Consider the following 18,179-nt stretch of genomic DNA (forward strand, 5'->3'; position numbering starts at 1 on the left):
GAGCCTTTTGCTTCCAGCACTGACTCCGCTAACCTGCAAGGACTGCCCTGAAAACAGGCTCCCTTGGAGCAATGGCAGTCCTGCCGGTAGAATGCAAGTAATGAAAAATACAGCAACAATCACCGGCACGGTGACAGTCTCCACAGATGGAAGCGCCTTATCCAACCCTAACGGACCCATGGGCTGGGGATGGGCTGAACACACAGACACGACCGGCGGCCATATAGCTTCGTCGACGGGCAGGGACTGTGACTGCGGAGGAGCAAGCAATGGAACAAACCAGATTGGCGAGCTGTGCGCCGTATTACAGGCTTTACGTACCCACAGGGGATCTTATTGTCTGATTATTGAATCAGATTCCCAATATGCCATCAAATGCTCCACCATCTGGCTAGAAGGCTGGAAGAAGAACGGTTGGAAGAATTCCAAGCACGAGCCTGTCAAGAATGCCCCTTTGATCAAAGCCATAGACAGGGAGATTTCTGAGCGGCCAGGACCGGTAAGTTTTACCTGGGTAAAAGGCCACGCAGGTAATATGTATAATGAGAAGGTTGACAGCCTTGCCCGTGGATATGCAGAAAAATGTCAGGCAGGCCGCGCACCTAACTATCTGCCCTATGAAGGATGGCAGTCCCTGATCTCCTCTATTTACGGACACTCCATGACAATTCCCGACAATCCCTCTCAGGCTCCGCAGGCTGATGATTATCTTGCAGCCGATCAGACCAGCAGGCCGGAGGCAGATAAGGATACCACCAAGGAAGGCAGCAGAAACCGGGTATCAAATTCAGCAACAGCGCCAACTATCGAGACTACAGAAACCACAGAGACTACGGTCGCTCATGAGCTTTTAGCCCAGATTAGATCCGCTGCTGACCAGTTTAATCTGGCTGCTCAGAGGCTGGAAAATGCCAGCGCTCATATGGATAAGGCTATTGCCAGCCTTGACGAGGCAATTCGTCGTTTTGACGATAGTAGTTGGGATAATAATCATCAGGATACTTTATTTTAACCGGATATCTTATTTTACATCCGATAAAAATCAGTAAATCTCATACAAGGAGACAATGATGGATAAAGAAACACAGGATAAGCTCAAAAAAGCAGCAGGCATTGAAGCCGCCAAACTGGTCACCGATGGTATGATCGCCGGCCTGGGAACAGGTTCAACTGTCCGCTTCCTCGTTGACGAGTTAGGCAGGAGAACTCAGGAGGAAGGCCTGAAATTCACCGGAGTGACTACCTCCCGCCGTACACAGGAGCAGGCAGAAAGCTACGGAATTAAAATTGTGAACATTGATGATGTAGACAGGATTGATGTCACCATTGATGGAGCCGACGAAGTTGATAAAAACTTCGATGGAATTAAGGGCGGCGGCGCAGCTCTCCTCTGGGAAAAGATTGTTGCCATCAACTCACATAAAATTGTATGGATTGTTGATGAGTCTAAAGTTGTGGACACTATTGGCAAGTTCCCCCTACCCGTTGAAGTTATACCCTTCGGTGCCGGCCATGTTGTTAAGCACTTTGAAGACAAAGGGTACAAGCCTGTTCTGCGCCTAAATCAGCAGGGATCTCCCGTGTTGACCGATGAAAAGAACTATGTGGTTGACCTGCATCTTGGCCAGATTGATGCCCCCCAAGAGTTGGCCCAAGACCTGATCACCACAGTAGGCGTGGTGGAGCACGGTCTCTTCCTCAATATGGTTGACACGGTAATTGTTGGAGACCCTCACGGTCCCCGCATTCTGACCAACCCTAGGAAGATAAAGTAACATGTAATATACTCTCAAGAGAATGAATACTCGGGAGTATATCTTTGTCATAAAAATAAAGCATAAACAAAATATAAAAGCACAAGTAGAAAAGCAAAAAGCCCCTCTGCTGAGGGGCTTTAAGTTTATTCAAGACTGTTTAGCTTTAGAAGGCAGGCGCCTTCAAGCGGTCGCACTACTTGCGCTGATGACGAGTCTTACGCAGCATTTTGCGGTGCTTCTTTTTACTCATCCGCTTGCGACGCTTCTTGATGACAGAACCCATCAGAGCCTCCGTTTCCTAGTGAACACAACTTTCAATATCCTACCCCTATTAGCGGACAGGGTCAGTAAAGAATAGGGACAGAGCTTAGTACCCAAACTTATTGAAGAAGTCTGTCAACTGATCTTTGGGCCCGGTTATCTGAAAAAGAACAGAAGAATTCTGCTCAACCACCACGGCCTGGCTGGAATTGCCAGACTCTTCTTTAACTACATAAGAGCCAGTTTGAGCGCCTTTCACGGACACATTCCCCTGAGCAAGCTGTTTGCCCTTTAACTCATTAGTCACAGTCTGATATTGTTTGAGGGCATAATCATCGGTAGACCATTGAGCCAGGGTCACAGTAATGTCTTTACTCCTATCTCCCGTGGAATAGGTAACCACATATTCCTCGATAGGCTGGGAAGATTCCCAGGCAGTAGTAGGTTTTATCGATTGACGGGCATAGGCCCCCACGGTGGCGGGAAGAACGGTTTTTACTAATTCTGAGGCGTTGGACGGCAGAGGACTGGCCGAAATCGTCGGGCTGGCAACAGTTTGCGACCCCGAAGCCGATGACGATGTGTGGATAATATTATCCACCCCCCCATTCTTTTTCAGAGCCCAGCCAGGCCACAGGAAAGCAGTAATCACAGCAGCAAGGATGAGGACAATGGCAACGATGGAGACCGTAATACGGTTGCGGTGAGAGCGGTTACGAAGTGTTTTCTCCATGCTCTGGAAGGCCTCATCATTCTCAGCAGAATCATCAGCTCCATCATTCTCATCAGCATTACCCTGGCCTGCAGGCAGATCAGTCTTGGTGTAGTCCTCTTCCTGGCTGCCAGGTGCCTGCCCGCGCATAGCAAGACCCCGAAAAGGGTCATCATTATTCTGCTGCTCATTCGTCATATTTCCTATTTTTGCATGGCTTGGGGACTCTGCCCGCTCAATGTCTGTATAGATCAGTAGCCTGCGGACTATGGCAAAGTCACCAAGGAAGTATGTATGCTCTGAATGCGGATGGGACGGATCCAAATGGTATGGGCGCTGTCCCAATTGCGGCCAGTGGGGAACAATCGAGGAATTTCACGAATCATCCCTGCCCTCCTCCCATTCCAGGGCATCATCCTCTCGTTCCCTCAGCCAGGCGGAAACAGAAGCCATTCTTAAGCCTGTTACCGACGAAGGCCTGCACGATGTTGTTCGCCTGTCAACCGGTTTCGAGGAATTTAACCGGGTTCTGGGCGGAGGAATAGTGCCTGGAGCTGTGATTCTTATGGCAGGAGAACCAGGCATTGGAAAATCCACTCTTCTACTGGAAACAGCAGGGAATATTTCCAGAGCCCTCCAGACAGAGGGGAAGAAAATTTTGTATATTTCAGGTGAGGAATCCCTAGCTCAAATCCGTATGCGAGCCAGGAGGATTGGAGCGGTTGTCGCCAATCTGCTTCTGGCCTCTACAACCGACCTGGCGACGGTAGCCTCTTTGATTCGCCGGGAATCTCCGGCCTTAGCCATAGTTGATTCAGTGCAGACAATTTATGATCAGGAAACGGACGGTATCCCCGGGGGCAGCACCCAGGTCAGGCAGGTTGCAGTCAGTCTCATTGATTGCGCCAAAAGTCTGGGAATCCCCATCCTCCTGGTAGGTCATGTAACTAAAGATGGTTCCATTGCCGGCCCCAGAACCCTGGAACATCTAGTCGACGTAGTCTGCCAGTTTGAGGGTGATAATCAGACTGCTTTGAGGCTGCTGAGGAGCCTAAAGAATCGTTTTGGCCCCACTGATGAAGTAGGCTGTTTTGACATGAGCGGGGAAGGCATAGAGGAAGTTGCTGACCCAAGCGGCCTTTTTGTCAGCGATTCTCAGGAACAATCAGCAGGAACCTGTGTGACTTTTATTGTTGATGGTCATCGCAGTCTTCCTCTTGAAATTCAGGCCCTGGTCACTTCTTCTGTCCTGCCCTCTCCCAGACGAACCACCAATGGAGTGGACTACAACCGCTTGGCTATGATTGTAGCTGTTCTTCACCGGCATGGCAGGATATCGTTACTCAATAATGATATTTATGTGTCGACTATTGCCGGAGGTTCTGCCAGGGAACCCGCCTGTGACCTGGCTATCGCCGCTGCCTTGGCCTCAGCTGCCAGGGAGATTCCCATTGACCGCCAGACCCTCTGCCTGGGAGAAATCTCCCTGACGGGGCAGATCCGGCCGGTCCCCCGAATAACAAACCGCCTGCGCGAAGCAGCTAGGATAGGTTTTACCCGGGCTCTGGTTCCTCGGCACAGAAAAGGCTCGCCGTGGTATAAGGAAGCAGATTCACGTCACATCGGGAATCTGGACCTAGTTGAAGTCTCCTCCCTGAAAGAAGCCCTGGAACAGCTTCTGTAGTCCTGAAGACAACCCACCTCTTCTACCACCAGATAGGCAGCAGGTAGTCAGGGTAGCGGACAGGAAGATTACCGACCTGTAGATCCGGGAGCCGACGAGGATTGTGATGAGTGAGAGGGGGACGGTGACGAAGACTGTGAGGAAGAGGAGCCGGGTGAGGAGCTGGTGGAAGGTGAGGGGGAAGGACTAGGTGGCTCAGTCACGGTTAAGGTAAGCTCATTCGATTTAATTGCAGGATCAGACTTAATAAAAATATAAGCCTTGTAGGTGCCCGGATTAACTGTTTTCAAATCTTTGCTGGCCTTGCACACTGACTGGGAAGCTGTGGTTGGCCAGGAAAGAGACTGAGTATCTTTATCTTTCCCCGTCATCAGAAGCATCCTGGACTCACTCTCACACACATCAGACCGCCAGACTGTAGCGTTCCCGCTGGTAATAACTAAAACCCTTGAGCTGGCGGAGGCATCGATCAGGCAGTCTTTCTTGCCCTGGTGACTCATAGTCATGCTGAAAATTATAGACGATCCCGCCTGCACTGTTGAAGTGTTGGAATTAAGGGACAGAGACAGGTACGAAGAGGTACAGTCAGGAATCCCCGAGAGTTTGCTTTTTTCGCTTCTGCTGGAATTTTCCTGGCTGGAAGTAGATGGAGGAGCGGAGGCTGAAGACGAGCCGGAGGCTGAAGGCGAAGCGGAAGAAGTTACGGAAGCTGAAGAGGAAGGGGCGGGGGCTCTGTGAGAAAGCGCATGGGAAATTCCCACGATTCCTGCAACCAGGGCGGCGATGACTGCCAGCAGAATAAGAAGGGCAATAATTCTGCGCCGCCTGTATATCTTCTGCATCTGAGCCTTGTTGGGCTTTCTCTTCGGTGGATTCTTCCGCGTTTCCATAATATCCAGTGTAAACTGAAGTCGTTACCGCAGGGGAAGACTGACGGAATGATCCTTATAAATTACGATCAGTCCGTCATCATCTAAAGAAGCCAGGCATTCATCCAGCCGCCCATGATCTGGGCATAAAACCAGCAGCTGGTTATAGGTCAGGGTGGGGGCCACGCCAGGGGGAAGCGCCTGTCCCCTATCTTCTCTTTCTGATGGTAAATGCGGCTCCATCTGTCCCTGACTGCCCTCTTGTACTTTTCGGTTGCTTTCCCTCAAAGCCTGCAGAATCCGCCCCCGAATCTGTCGGTTGGTTCCCTGGAATTTTTGACGAGGACGAGTTGGCCCCTGGCCCAGGCCAGGAAGGCCAGCCGCATAAAAATCACACAAATCCTTAAGAGGGCATTGGGTGCACAGGGGCTTATGGGCAGTACAAATTACAGCTCCGACTTCCATCAGAGCCTGGTTCCAGATGACTGATTCCTCCTTCTTTCGGGGAAGAAGGTCCACTGCAAGCTGCCTGTCAGACGCCTTTGCAGACCCCCCGGTAGATTCCTTGCCTTCAAAAGAGCGGGATAGGACCCGGCGAATATTCGTATCTATAACCGGAACCCGGGTCCCGAAGGCAAAAGACAAGACAGCTGAAGCCGTATAATCCCCCACTCCGGGCAGGGCAATCAGTTGATCGTAAACGGAGGGAACCTGGCCTCCATAAGAGGAGACCAGAACTCGGGCACATTCTTGCAGGCGAAGGGCCCTGCGGGGGTAGCCCAGGCGTCCCCAAGCAGCAATGATGTCAGCCGCAGCAGCCCTGCTCAGCGCGCGGGGAGTCGGCCAGAGCCGCATCCATTCCAACCAGTAAGGACGAACCCGGCTCATGGGTGTTTGCTGACTCATCACCTCAGACACCAGCACTCCCCAGGGGCTGGTCCGGCCAAAACGCCAAGGCAGGTCACGGGCATTATCCTGCCACCAAGAAGAAAGACGGTCATATGCTGCAGTTGCTTTAGCCGCAGCAACAGCTTGGGAAACATGCCTGTCCTGAGTCTTCATCAACGATTGCCTGCTGTCTGTCATCATCTTTATTGTTGCAAATATGGACGATAATGAGCAGACTGCAAGCACCACCCCTATGCCCCGGGGAGTGGATTCCATGTTTGAATACGGGTATAGAAAATCATCTTACGGACCGGATGAACTGGTCACCGACGCCCATGGAAATCCCATCAATGTGGCTGATGCCATGCTCCAACCTTCCCAGGCCAGCCTGGCGGAAACATCAACCCCCCATCTATGCTTCTACTCCCCTAGAATTCCGGGAAACACCGGCTCGGCCATCCGCCTCTGCGCCATTACCGGCACCATCCTGCACCTGGTGGAGCCCCTGGGCTTCAACCTAAAAGATACCAAGCTGCGCAGGGCAGGACTGGATTATCATGATATGACTCATGTTGTTATTCATCCCAATTTCACCAATCTGGTGGAATCCATGCCCGACAGTCGGATTATTTCCTTTACCGCCCAGGCACGGACCCTTTACACGGAAGTAGACTACCAGCCCAACGATATTCTCCTTTTCGGCCCTGAACCCGGGAATATTCCCGATCCCATGGATATTATGTCAGGTGATCATATATATAAACAAGTGCGGTTCCCCATGCGGCCCAGCCTGCGCAGTCTCAATCTTGCCAACTGCGCGGCCATAGCTCTCTACGAGGCGTGGAGGCAGATGGGATTTGCCGGGGGAGAATAATAATAGATCGCTTCCTGTAAGATATAAACAAAGCACAGCAGGAGCAAGAGGTCATGAACAAAGCCATTATTACCGTTGTAGGCAAAGATACGGTTGGAATTATTGCACGGGTATGCACCTATCTAGCTGGACGCCAGGTGAATATCTTAGATATTTCGCAGACCATTGTGGATGGATTTTTTACCATGATGATGGTTGCAGATTATACCCAATCTACCAGTTCTTTTGAAGAATTAGCCAATCACCTGACGGAGCTGGGGAAGACTATTGGGGTTGATATTCACTGCCAGAGAGAAGAAATTTTCACCGCCATGCACCGCATTTAGCGGAAATCTGCTGAAGGAGCACCATCAGAATGATTAATTTCACCGAGGTTGGCGAGACCAATGCCATGATCAGCCAAGAAAAGCTGGATGTACGCACCGTCACCATGGGCATCAGCCTGGTGGATTGCATCAGTGACAACCTGGACACCCTCTGCCGGAACATTTATAACAAAATCACTGCTTATGCCGGCAGCCTGGTCCCTGTCTGCCAGCAGATAGAGCAAGAATTCAGCATTCCTATTGTCAACAAGCGCATTTCTGTCACCCCTCTTTCTTTGATCGGTGCAAGCGCCTGCTCTGACGCCGGGGATTACGTCCGTCTCTGTCAGGTTCTTAATCAGGCTGCTCATGATGTAGGAGTCAACTTTTTGGGCGGCTTCTCAGCCATAGTTTCCAAGGCTATGACCCCGTCTGACCGTCTACTGATTGAATCCCTCCCCCAAGCACTAGCTCAGACTGATCGGGTCTGTGCCTCCGTCAACGTTGGCTCTACCCGCACCGGGATTGATATGGATGCCGTAGAGCTTATGGGACACGTTATAAAAAAGGCAGCTGTGGCAACTGCTGATCATGACAGCAATGCCACCACCAAATTGGTCGTTTTCTGCAATGCTCCTGATGACAACCCTTTTATGGCCGGTGCCTTCCACGGGATTAGCGAGGGGGATGCCGTGATTAATGTAGGCGTTTCAGGCCCTGGGGTAGTGTCTCATGCCCTAGACCAGGCTCAGGGAAAAGACTTTGCCTTCCTGTGTGAGACCATTAAGCGCACCGCTTTTAAAATCACCCGGGTCGGGCAGCTAGTTGCCCAGGAAGCCTCTTCCCGTTTAGGAGTTCCTTTTGGAATCATTGATCTTTCACTGGCTCCTACTCCGGCAATTGGCGATTCAGTCGGTCAGATTCTGGAAAAAATGGGGCTGGCCCGGGTAGGCGGCCCTGGCACCACTGCCGCCTTGGCCCTGCTCAATGATCAGGTCAAAAAGGGAGGAATCATGGCTTCTTCTTATGTTGGCGGCCTGTCAGGGGCTTTTATCCCTGTTTCTGAGGACAGCATCATGATTGATGCTGCCAGCAAAGGAAATCTGACCATAGAGAAGCTGGAAGCCATGACCTGTGTCTGCTCGGTAGGTCTTGACATGATTGCTATCCCGGGAGATACCAGTGATTCCACTATATCCGGTATTATTGCCGATGAAGCTGCTATTGGTATGGTCAATCAAAAAACAACAGCCGTCCGCCTTATTCCTGTTATAGGAAAGACTGTGGGAGATAAGGCTGAATTTGGTGGGTTACTTGGGCATGCCCCGATTATTCCTGTCAACAAAACCGATTGCTCAGCCTTTGTAACCAGAGGGGGACGCATACCAGCCCCGGTCCATAGTTTCAAAAACTGAGACAATTCTCATCTACCTGTGTGTATTTATACACTAGCGGACTATAATAACAATAAAATTAATGCTAAGCTGTACCTATACACAATCAGAAAGGAAGATTATGGCAGACATTGATATCTCTCATGTAAAAGAAGCAGGAGAAGCTAAGCTAAAAAACGTAAAGAATACGGTTTCTTCCTTAGTAGCTTCGGTACGAACAGAGGTGGAACAAAAACAGCAGAAGGTGGAGCACACCCCCTTTGCCATCCATCATGCCAACTTAGTCTATACCTATCCGGGAGAAGGCGGTCTGGGCAAGGAAGAGGGCGAAATCAAAAAGGACATGACCCTTGTGGTGTCCGAGGAAGGAACCATTGAAGCCATCTTCCCTACCAAGGATACTGATCGGGTTTCAGCTATTCCCGCTACTTACAAGCCCCTTGATGCAGAAGGTCGTTACCTGCTTCCCGGCTTGATTAACGTTCATACCCATCTTTTCAACACAGGAGAGAGCCTCCCCTCCAACACCATGACCAAGGAAGCTCAAGCGGAGCAGAGACAGAAGATGCTCAGCGGACCCGGTCATGTAGCCCTACGCGGTATGACCCGCCGGATGGCAAATGAACTTCTCTATTCAGGGGTGACCACCATACGAACTGTGGGCGATATCGCCTTTGACACCGTAGATCTGCGCGATGATGTTCAAGACGGGAAGGTACTCGGTCCTCGGATTCTTGCTTCTGGCCCCATGCTGGCAGGCGTCAACGGTCATGGAGCTCCCCTGCTCTCTATGGAGTGCCCCGATAAAGAGCAGGCCTTGAAAAACATTCATACCCTGCTGGACAACGGGGTCAACGCTGTTAAGATTGCTGCCACGGGCGGCGTGACCGATGCCAAGAAAATCGGCGATGCCGGCGCCCCACAATTAACCGAAGATATCATGGCTGTAATCGTTGAAGAGGCACACAAATCTGGAATCATTGTAGCTGCTCATGCTCAAAGCCTGGAGGGGGTCAAGCGGGCCCTACGGGCTGGAGTAGATACCATTGAGCACGGAGCTGCACTGGATGATGAGGCCCTTGCCCTCTTCCACAACAATCCCAAGAGCCTCAATGGCTACAGCGCTTTGACTCCCACCTTGTCTGCTATTTACCCTGAGACAGATTTGGATCCTAAAGAGCTGGATTTGAGTGATGTTGCCAGGGGCAATGCTGAAATTGTTGGTAAGACCATGACCGAAGGGGCACAGCGGGCAGTTAAAGAGAAGCTGAATATTCTGGTGGGAACCGATACAGCCATGCCTTACGTCACCCAGTACAACACCTGGCGTGAACTTGACTTCTTGGTTCGCTACGCTGGAATGACCAAAGCTCAAGCCCTCTTTGCCGCAACGACAGAAAACGCCAAAGTCTTGGGCTTGGCCGAAGTGACAGGCGCCTTAAAGGAAGGTCTCAGTGCTGACCTCCTGGTGGTGAATGACAACCCCCTGGAGGATCTGCGGGCACTGGATAAGCCTGACTTGGTGGTAGCCAATGGCGTACCGGTCTGGCATCCTCAGGCCACCCACTTCCCTAAGGTAGATGCTGCTTTGGATACCCTGTAAAAAGTATAATTATCAAAAAATTATTAAAAGCCCGATAGAGCGTGAAAACGCAGGGTTCTGGCTGATGTAAAAGGCTAACGTAAAACTTGCACAATACATTGGTAAGTCTTACGTTAGCCTTCTGAAAAGAATAATTTTATGCACATCATGAGAGTTTTATGAGACTCTCATAAGACTCTCATAAGACTCTTTGCGCTGGTCCAGAAGCTACAGCCGTCAGGGCTCGAGGCTGATTAAAACCTCGATCAGCGAAGGCGGTGGCAATCTTCTGGGCAAGGGGTTGGGACTGTCCCTGATTAACAAGGGCAATAATCGATCCTCCAAAACCGCCACCGGTCATCCGGGCCCCATAAGCACCATTGGCCCGGGCTGTTTCAACTGCCAGATCAAGCTCGGGAACAGTCACCTGATAATCATCCCGCAGGGAGACATGAGAAGCATTAAAAAGGTGGCCTGCCCGCTCGATGTCTCCCTGAGCAAACGCTCGAACAAACTCGGTTACACGCCAGATTTCCGTGACCACATGGCGTACCCTCTTCATTTCAACCGGATTATCCAGCTTGTTCACCACTGTTTTCAAAGCAGCCAAACGAGCCTCTTCGTCATCCCCTGTCTGGGCAGCCAGGGTATCTGCCACTTCCCTCAAATTAGCCACTCCCAGCTTATGAGCAGCAGCTTCACAGGTAGCCCTGCGCTGGGCATACTGACCGTCATTAAGCTGGTGGGGAGCACAGGTATCCACAACCAAAAGTTCCAATCCATAAGCAGAAAGATCACAATCCTGCTGAGACACATTCTCGAAAGAAGTTAAACCGGGTCTGCAGTCTAGAAGCAGGGCCTTACCCTCCTGACAGCGCATGGAGGCGTTCTGATCCAAGCCCCCAGTACTGGCACCAGCCATCTCATTCTCTGAAGCAATAGCCATGGAAATCAAGGTGACCCGGCCCTCATCGCTCTTTCCATACCCCAGGTTAAAAGCCTCGTCCAGAGCCAGGGCAGTGGAACAGGTCATGGCGGCCGATGAACTCAGTCCTGCCCCCAGGGGAAGGCAGGAGACAAAAGCTGCATCGAAGCCACGAACAGGCAACCCCTGACGGCGCATTGCCCAAGCAACACCTACAGGATAGGCAGCCCAGCCTTCAACCCCCCCGGCTTCCAAGCCCTGCAGATCAGCATGGGCAAGCGAATCTGGATTGATGGAAGAAACCAGGTTTACCTGAGTATCAGTCCGGGACCGAAGAGCAATAAAAGTCCTGTGGGGCAGAGCAATAGGCAGGCACAAGCCCCCGTTATAATCTGTATGCTCCCCGATCAGGTTGACTCTGCCGGGGGCATCCCATACTCCCTCTGGTTGGGTCTGGAATACAGCAGTAAAAAGATCCCATGCTTGCCGGGCTCCCTGTGCATCAGACAAGGCAGGGATAAATTTTATCGCCGGAGCCGCAGCTCCGGCCGTGCCTGCTGAACCTGGCTTCCTCTCCACAGGATTAGCCGCCTTATCTGACGAATCTGACGAATCTGACACACCTGTCATACCCTGCCTCATGATGTTCTGCCTCATGATGTTTCCTTTCCACAAACAAAAACTAATCCTTAATCCTCAATATCAACCGGCCCCAAGGCACGGAACCGGCTGGCAATCTTTTCCGGAGTTGTATCAGAAATCCAGGCCGCCATACCGGATTCAGAACCTGCCAGATACTTGATTTTATTAGCCGCCCTGCGGAAGGAGAAGAACTGAAGATTAAGACTGTAGTTGATCCTCCTGGGGTCTCGCACAGGAGCCTGATGCCAGGCTGCAATGTAAGGCAAATCCATACCCTGCCCATCTCCCCTATCGAAAAAAGCATTGCCCCGTTTCAGAAGGGCAGAATACATATAAGCCAAGCCCCAGCGTTCATCATCAGTAAGCTGATCCAGAGTCAGAACTCCCCCGCGGACAGGCTGAAGGTGCACCTCCAGGGGCCACCGGGCAGCTGCAGGAACATACGCAATCCAGGTAGAATTGCGCATAATAATTCGTTGTTCTGCCTCCAGCTCTCCCTGGAGAATATCTCTGAGCAGGTTTCCACCGGTGCGTTCATGATACTCCTGAGTCTGTCTGAGTTCCTGTTCAAGCCGGGGTGCAATAAAGGGGTAGCAATAAATCTGACCATGAGGATGGGCTAGGGAAACGCCTATTTCCTGACCGTGATTCTCAAAAGGAAAGATCTGCTCTATTCCTTCTATAGCAGAGATTTCAGCCGTGCGGAAAGCCCAGGCTTCTACTACGGTTCTCAGACGGAAGACAGGGAGATCAGCAGGAAGAGAGGTTTCACCCGGATCGAAGCAGACCACTTCGCAACGACCAGCTGCTGGCCTCTGCTGCCAAAGAGGATTCCCATCCACATAGGTGACAGCATCATCCTGGCCGGGAAGACGGTTCATGGAGGGAAAACGATTTTCAAAGACTACCACGTTATAATCAGTGTCAGGAATCTCACCATCCTGGTAGGGATTGCCGGGTTTACGGGCAGCGAGAGGATTCCCGCTTGCCGTGGCTCCTGGTCCGGCAGTGATTGGCCGGTTCATACGGGCTGTAGCCATGGGAATCCAATCTCCAGTCAGAGGATCCCTGCGCATTTGCGGAGCCTGCACCGGAATAGGATTACCTTCGCCATCAATTCCCGGTTCAAAACGATTGGCCAGCTTCCTGGGATCAGTCAGTTGCCTGGTTTTCTTTCCTGATACATAGTCAGGGTCATCGTCCACATAAAAGAATTGACGTCCGTCAGCCAGCTTGGTTGGCGTAATCCGAATATGCTCTGAGGCATATTCCCCAGGCCGATAATGAGCGAATTCCGTCATCGTTGCTCCTTTGTTGTCAGATGATATTATCTTAGCAGCGGTGTTAGATTTTGTTCGTTTTATCAGAGTTATGAACATGTATAAACATTTATCACATGATCATATATGGTCATATCCGTATACCCTGTCACAGCCCCCCATATCCGTCAGTCTTCACATACAGTCCCAAGGTGGCCGCCAGGCTCGCTGGAGTCTCTTTCTTTTCACGCCAAAACCAGATGCTTAGCAACTCGACGGATTGCGGCCTCCTGCTTTCTGCTCAGGTCAGAATCGGTAATGATGGTGTCAATTTGTGAGAAATCAGCAAAAAGGGACAGGGACGTTCCCTCCCATTTTGTGTGGTCTGCCAGAACCACAGACATATCTGCAATAGAAATCAGCGCTGAGTTAGTGGCAGCCTCCAGGGAATTAGGAGTGAGAAATCCGCGGGGAACCGACACCGAATGGGCTCCCAGGAAGAGGGTATTGACTCTCAGGCCTTGAATCACCTTATCGGCGATAGGGCCAACCAGGGAATGCGACCGGGTTACCACTCCTCCGGTCATAATGACCTCTACAGACTGTGAGCTGTCGGTTATCTGCGCCAACTGGGCAACCGGCAGAGAATTGGTAAGGATGGTGATCCCCTGGCTGCGAAAACTTTCCAGAAGGGTCTGAGCAAAAACATAGGCAGTGCTGCCGCCCCCGATGGCAATCACATCTCCCGGGGAGACATATTCCACTGCTTTTAGGGCAATAGCCTGCTTCAGTCCGGTCTCCATCCTGGAGGTCACAGAAAAAAGAGGTTCCGACAGGAGCGTGCTGGTAGAAACAGCCCCGCCGTGGACTCTTTTCAGCAGGCCCTTGTTGGCCAGATCCTCAATATCCCTCCTGATCGTCATAGACGATACACCGAGCTGTTCAGACAGGTCACTGACCCGAACAGCTCCGCTGTCCCTCAGTTTGGAAAGAATCACCTGTTGTCGTTGAGTTGAGATCATATGAACATTATCGCACACAAAGTGGGATAAGAACAAGCTGATTTTTCTATCCTACCGAAGTAAATTCCTCTTGGATTTGCGTTTGCCAGTCACAAGCCGATAAATCCCCCAGCCGGTAACCCTCCACATGGCCTCTAGCACAATTCCCGCCCCCATCTTAGAGGATCCTTTAGTGCGCTCCACAAAAATAATGGGAACTTCTATAATTCTTCCACCCGCATATTCAATCCGACGAGTCATATCAACCTGGAAAACGTAGCCATTGGCCTGGATTTTATCCAAATGCAAGCGGCGCAAGGCCTCCGCCCTGTACGCCCTAAACCCGGCTGTCACATCATGAGTAGACAAACCCAGAGCCAAGCGGGCATAGGTAGATCCGCACCAGGAAATAGCCTGCCTGTACCAAGGCCAGTTTTCAGTTCCTCCCCCGGGGACTCTGCGAGAACCTATACAGGCATCACAATCAGGACGGCTTACCAGCTGCCCAATAACCTTCCTCAGGTCTTCCGGCCTGTGAGATCCATCCATATCCATCTGACAAATAATGTCATAATTATGCAAGAGCGCCCACTCGAAACCAGCCAAATAAGCAGGACCAAGTCCCCGCTTGATAGACCTGTGTATCACCATTATCCGCCTGTCGGCCTGAGCCATCTTCTCAGCTTCCTGACCAGTACCGTCAGGAGAAGAATCATCAACAACCAAAACATGAACCGAAGGGCAGCAACGAAAAATGCCGCTGAGGGTAGGCTGTAAATTGTCCTTCTCATTGTATGTAGGCATAACAATGAGAATCTTCAGATTATCAGCAAAATTTGCCTTATGGACAGTCACGCATCCCCCTTTATTGCATCTGTTCCCATAGTAACATCTAGCAAAGCAAAGGACCTGAAGACAGGGGTCAGTCATCCGATATGTCTATTATGGAAACGTTGAGCCGGCTAAGCCGCTACAGACGATGATGTTTTGAAGATAGGAATTGATATCGCCATGATTGCACCCAATCAGCATCGACAGATAGACCCTGAAGCAATACTCCTGCATACTGCCTTGTTCAAGCATGTTAAGCCGTCAGATGCTGATCAGTTAATTCCCCACCTTCACCAGCTCGAGTATGCAAAAGGAGATTTTATCTTCCGCGAGCGCGATACTGATACCCGCATGTTCATATTAGAAAATGGAAAGGTGAAACTGACTCGGGAATCTCATGACGGGCGTATTCAGCTCCTGAGCATTCATGGTCCGGGGGAAGTTTTGGGAGAAATTCCGGTTTTTGATCCTGAGGGAGGGCCACGAACAGCCTCTGCAGTTGCCATGAAAGATGAGACGGTGACCGTTTCCCTGTCTCATGAAGCCTTGCTGAAATGGTTGGATGATCACCCGGAAGTAGCAGTCAGCATGCTTCAGGTTTTGGCCCACCGTATGCGCAGAAACAATGAGAAAATCAGCGATTTCGTTTTTATGGATGTACCCGGCCGACTGGCCAAGACCCTGATTGATCTTGCCCGTCGCTTTGGTCAGCCCACAGAAAAAGGCCTATTGGTCCCTCATGATTTAACCCAGGAAGAACTGGCACAGCTGGTAGGAACGTCCAGGGAAACAGTGAACAAGGCGCTGATGGATTTCACCAACCGAGGGTGGATTGCCAGAGATGGTCGGACAATAATTATCTATCGTCCGGGAAAACTCATTCTTCGCTCTAAGCATTAAGGCATCGTTTTCTGACCAGATATCTCTTTTCTTCAGGAGGACGAAGTCCGGTGGTAGACGCTTAACCTTAAAATGGAAGTATGTCTGCTGAGAAACCAAAAAAGAGTATAGGACGTATTTTTACACTCCTTCTGGCCTACCTCATCTTCTGCATTGCAGGAGGAATTGTAACCTCGGGCTTTTTGCTGCCTGGAGCAGTAGTTGCATCTAATGCCGTACAGAAACTGACTCCTAATCTGACTACTACCGACAACATCACGTTCAACCTGTCAGACCTCCCACAGCAATCCCGCATGTATGCATCGGACGGGACAACACTTATAGCTACCTTTTACGATCAAAACAGAATTAATGTTTCCCTGGGCAAGGTGTCCAAAGTCATGCAGCAGGCAGTGGTAGCCAGGGAAGATCGTCGTTTTTTCCAGCATCATGGCGTTGATCCCCAGGGTGTGCTCCGCGCCTTTGTCCAAACCTATGTCAATCAGGGAAATACTCAGGGAGGCTCTACCCTAACCCAGCAGTATGTTAAAAATATGCTGATTGAACAGGCACAGTCAGAAAATGATCCCATTGGCGCCTATCACGCTAAGGAAGACACCATTGCTCGCAAAATCAAGGAAATGCTCCTGGCTCTGCAAATTGAAAAGACTTATTCCAAGGCCGATATTCTTCAAGGATACTTGAATATAGCTCAGTTTGGCACGTCTACTTATGGTGTGGAAACAGCCGCTCAACATTATTTTTCCAAGTCAGCAGCGGATCTCAATGCCGGTGAAGCAGCAACCATTGCAGCCATCACCAAGAATCCGGCGAAATATGATCCTACTGTCAACGTTGCCGAAGCACAGAATCAGCGCAACATTGTCCTCGACCTCATGGTCACCTGCAAGTTCCTGACCAAGGCTCAGGCCACCCAGTTTAAGTCGGTTCCTCTTCAGAACATGCTCAAGATTAAGGCAGTCAGCGTCGGCTGCCAGGCAGCAGGAGACTCAGCATTTTTCTGTGATTATGTGGTTCATAAAATCCTTAATTCTTCAGCCTTTGGAAAGACTTCAGCCGAACGCCGCAGACTCCTTTACGAGGGCGGCCTGACTATTATTACTACTCTTGATGTCAAGGCGGAAACAGCGGCTAACGCATCTGTCCGCAAGGTCATTCCCGTTAATGATCCGTCGGGTTTTGAGGCGGCTATGGCTGCTATTCAGCCCGGAACAGGAAAGGTCCTGGCTATTGCCCAAAATCGCACCTATAACGCCACCACCAAGGCTGGCGGAACATCAACGGCTATTAACTATGCAGTAGACCAGGCAGACGGAGGCGGAATTGGAGTTCAGACCGGTTCAACCTTCAAGCCCATTAACATGGTTTCCTGGCTATCTAACGGCCATACAGCCATGGAGTCTCTGCGAACGTATACCAGTTATCCTAACGCCAGCTTCCCTTGCTCAGCCACCAAGGGAGGCTACTGGCAGGTGTCTAATTCAGGAGGTGGGACGGTTAATCCGGAAACCCCCTACCATGCCCTGATTATGTCTCACAACACCACTCAGGCATCCATGGCTCAGAAAATTGGCCTCTGCGCCATCGCCAAAACAGCAACCGCCCTGGGCTACCATAACGCAGCTCTGGGGAATACGAACATTGAGAACAACATGGAACCTGCCATCATCATTGGTTCTCTCAATGCTTCTCCCCTCACCATGGCCAGTGTCTACGCCACTATTGCAGCCAATGGCGTTCACTGCGATCCCATTGCCATCACAAAAGTCACTAAGAACGGCAAAGATATTGCAGTCCCCAGTGCTAATTGCAAACAGGCTATTTCCAAAGAGGTAGCACAAACCACTGCTTATATTCTCAATAAGGATGTGACAGACGGTGCTGCCAAGGGAGCCCAGCTTGCTAACAATCGTAAGACTTTTGCCAAAACAGGTACAGCAGAAGATAAGTACATGGACAGTGTTATTTTCACCCACGGGGTGGCTGCTTACACCACCATGGGCAATATGGAACAGCCGAAATCTTTCACCAGAAGGACAATAGGAGGGCAAACCCATGACACATGGTTTGGTTCCTATTCTCTTCCCATCCTGACCAGTTTTATTAACGACTACGTGAAGGCAGCCCATATCCCCGATGATCCCTCTTACGGCAAAGCTGACGCCCGTCTGATGGGATGACGGGTTGTATCCGCTTGAAAGTCCTCAGTCTACCTTTCCTCCCCAAAGGTATATGCCCTAAGGATCTGTCCCCCAGGGTACGCAGGGCTGCAACAGATAGAGTTACATGAAAGTT

At 50.8% G+C, this 18,179-nt stretch carries 17 protein-coding genes; 9 read left to right on the plus strand and 8 right to left on the minus strand.

Features of this window, described 5'->3' with window-relative positions:
- Nucleotides 1-100 precede the first annotated feature (100 nt).
- Entirely contained in the window at nt 101-1,012 is a 912-nt protein-coding gene (locus SCIP_RS05225; RefSeq protein ID WP_040591337.1) for a ribonuclease H family protein, read from the plus strand.
- Nucleotides 1,013-1,070: 58 nt separating this feature from the next.
- Entirely contained in the window at nt 1,071-1,775 is a 705-nt protein-coding gene (gene rpiA / locus SCIP_RS05230; protein WP_040591335.1) for a ribose-5-phosphate isomerase RpiA, read from the plus strand.
- 175 nt (nt 1,776-1,950) lie between these two features.
- Here rpiA and SCIP_RS07780 read toward each other — a convergent pair whose 3' ends face one another.
- Complete coding sequence (locus SCIP_RS07780) at nt 1,951-2,040, minus strand: 30S ribosomal protein bS22 (RefSeq protein ID WP_003817716.1); 90 nt, start codon at nt 2,038-2,040, stop codon at nt 1,951-1,953.
- A gap of 84 nt (nt 2,041-2,124) precedes the next feature.
- Nucleotides 2,125-2,928, minus strand: coding sequence for a hypothetical protein (locus SCIP_RS05240; RefSeq protein WP_050752404.1), 804 nt, complete (start codon nt 2,926-2,928; stop codon nt 2,125-2,127).
- A 70-nt stretch (nt 2,929-2,998) separates the two neighbouring features.
- Between SCIP_RS05240 and radA the strand changes: the two genes are divergently transcribed.
- Nucleotides 2,999-4,414 (plus strand): DNA repair protein RadA, encoded by a 1,416-nt coding sequence (radA, locus tag SCIP_RS05245; RefSeq protein ID WP_006293755.1) that lies wholly within the window; start codon nt 2,999-3,001, stop codon nt 4,412-4,414.
- Between the two features lie 68 nt (nt 4,415-4,482).
- Here the strand turns inward: radA and SCIP_RS05250 are convergent, their stop codons facing one another.
- Together SCIP_RS05250 and SCIP_RS05255 are read right to left on the minus strand one after the other, a co-directional pair.
- On the minus strand, nt 4,483-5,304 hold the full coding sequence (locus SCIP_RS05250; protein ID WP_006293754.1) for a hypothetical protein: 822 nt from the start codon (nt 5,302-5,304) through the stop codon (nt 4,483-4,485).
- Nucleotides 5,305-5,328: 24 nt separating this feature from the next.
- A complete protein-coding gene (locus SCIP_RS05255; protein ID WP_231288070.1) occupies nt 5,329-6,369 on the minus strand; it encodes an HhH-GPD family protein in 1,041 nt (346 codons plus the stop codon).
- Between the two features lie 19 nt (nt 6,370-6,388).
- On the opposite strand from SCIP_RS05255, the gene SCIP_RS05260 reads away from it, so the two are divergent.
- The 4 genes from SCIP_RS05260 (at nt 6,389) to SCIP_RS05275 (ending at nt 10,347) form a co-directional block, all read left to right on the plus strand.
- Nucleotides 6,389-7,045 carry a tRNA (cytidine(34)-2'-O)-methyltransferase gene (locus SCIP_RS05260; RefSeq protein WP_081442853.1) on the plus strand — a complete coding sequence of 219 codons (657 nt, stop codon included), beginning with the start codon at nt 6,389-6,391 and terminating at the stop codon, nt 7,043-7,045.
- A gap of 53 nt (nt 7,046-7,098) precedes the next feature.
- Nucleotides 7,099-7,371, plus strand: coding sequence for an ACT domain-containing protein (locus tag SCIP_RS05265; protein WP_006293751.1), 273 nt, complete (start codon nt 7,099-7,101; stop codon nt 7,369-7,371).
- 29 nt (nt 7,372-7,400) lie between these two features.
- Nucleotides 7,401-8,765, plus strand: coding sequence for a PFL family protein (locus SCIP_RS05270; RefSeq protein WP_006293749.1), 1,365 nt, complete (start codon nt 7,401-7,403; stop codon nt 8,763-8,765).
- 100 nt (nt 8,766-8,865) lie between these two features.
- Nucleotides 8,866-10,347: a metal-dependent hydrolase family protein gene (locus SCIP_RS05275; RefSeq protein WP_040591331.1), complete on the plus strand. Its 1,482-nt coding sequence runs from the start codon at nt 8,866-8,868 to the stop codon at nt 10,345-10,347.
- A 178-nt stretch (nt 10,348-10,525) separates the two neighbouring features.
- Here SCIP_RS05275 and galK read toward each other — a convergent pair whose 3' ends face one another.
- The 4 genes from galK to SCIP_RS05295 form a co-directional block, all read right to left on the minus strand.
- Nucleotides 10,526-11,908 carry a galactokinase gene (gene galK, locus SCIP_RS05280; RefSeq protein ID WP_006293747.1) on the minus strand — a complete coding sequence of 461 codons (1,383 nt, stop codon included), beginning with the start codon at nt 11,906-11,908 and terminating at the stop codon, nt 10,526-10,528.
- 32 nt (nt 11,909-11,940) lie between these two features.
- Nucleotides 11,941-13,194 carry a galactose-1-phosphate uridylyltransferase gene (gene galT / locus SCIP_RS05285; protein WP_006293746.1) on the minus strand — a complete coding sequence of 418 codons (1,254 nt, stop codon included), beginning with the start codon at nt 13,192-13,194 and terminating at the stop codon, nt 11,941-11,943.
- Between the two features lie 203 nt (nt 13,195-13,397).
- Entirely contained in the window at nt 13,398-14,192 is a 795-nt protein-coding gene (locus SCIP_RS05290) for a DeoR/GlpR family DNA-binding transcription regulator (protein ID WP_006293745.1), read from the minus strand.
- Nucleotides 14,193-14,225: 33 nt separating this feature from the next.
- Nucleotides 14,226-14,957 (minus strand): polyprenol monophosphomannose synthase, encoded by a 732-nt coding sequence (locus tag SCIP_RS05295; RefSeq protein WP_048349367.1) that lies wholly within the window; start codon nt 14,955-14,957, stop codon nt 14,226-14,228.
- A 207-nt stretch (nt 14,958-15,164) separates the two neighbouring features.
- Here SCIP_RS05295 and SCIP_RS05300 point away from each other — a divergent pair, with 207 nt between their 5' ends.
- Both SCIP_RS05300 and SCIP_RS05305 read left to right on the plus strand, forming a co-directional pair.
- Nucleotides 15,165-15,884: a Crp/Fnr family transcriptional regulator gene (locus SCIP_RS05300; protein WP_040591328.1), complete on the plus strand. Its 720-nt coding sequence runs from the start codon at nt 15,165-15,167 to the stop codon at nt 15,882-15,884.
- 80 nt (nt 15,885-15,964) lie between these two features.
- The gene (locus SCIP_RS05305) at nt 15,965-18,064 is read left to right on the plus strand and encodes a transglycosylase domain-containing protein (protein ID WP_006293742.1); all 2,100 of its coding nucleotides are present in this window, start codon (nt 15,965-15,967) and stop codon (nt 18,062-18,064) included.
- The last annotated feature ends 115 nt before the right edge of the window (nt 18,065-18,179 follow it).

Origin of the sequence: Scardovia inopinata JCM 12537, from assembly GCF_001042695.1 — a bacterium.
Taxonomy (GTDB): domain Bacteria; phylum Actinomycetota; class Actinomycetes; order Actinomycetales; family Bifidobacteriaceae; genus Scardovia; species Scardovia inopinata.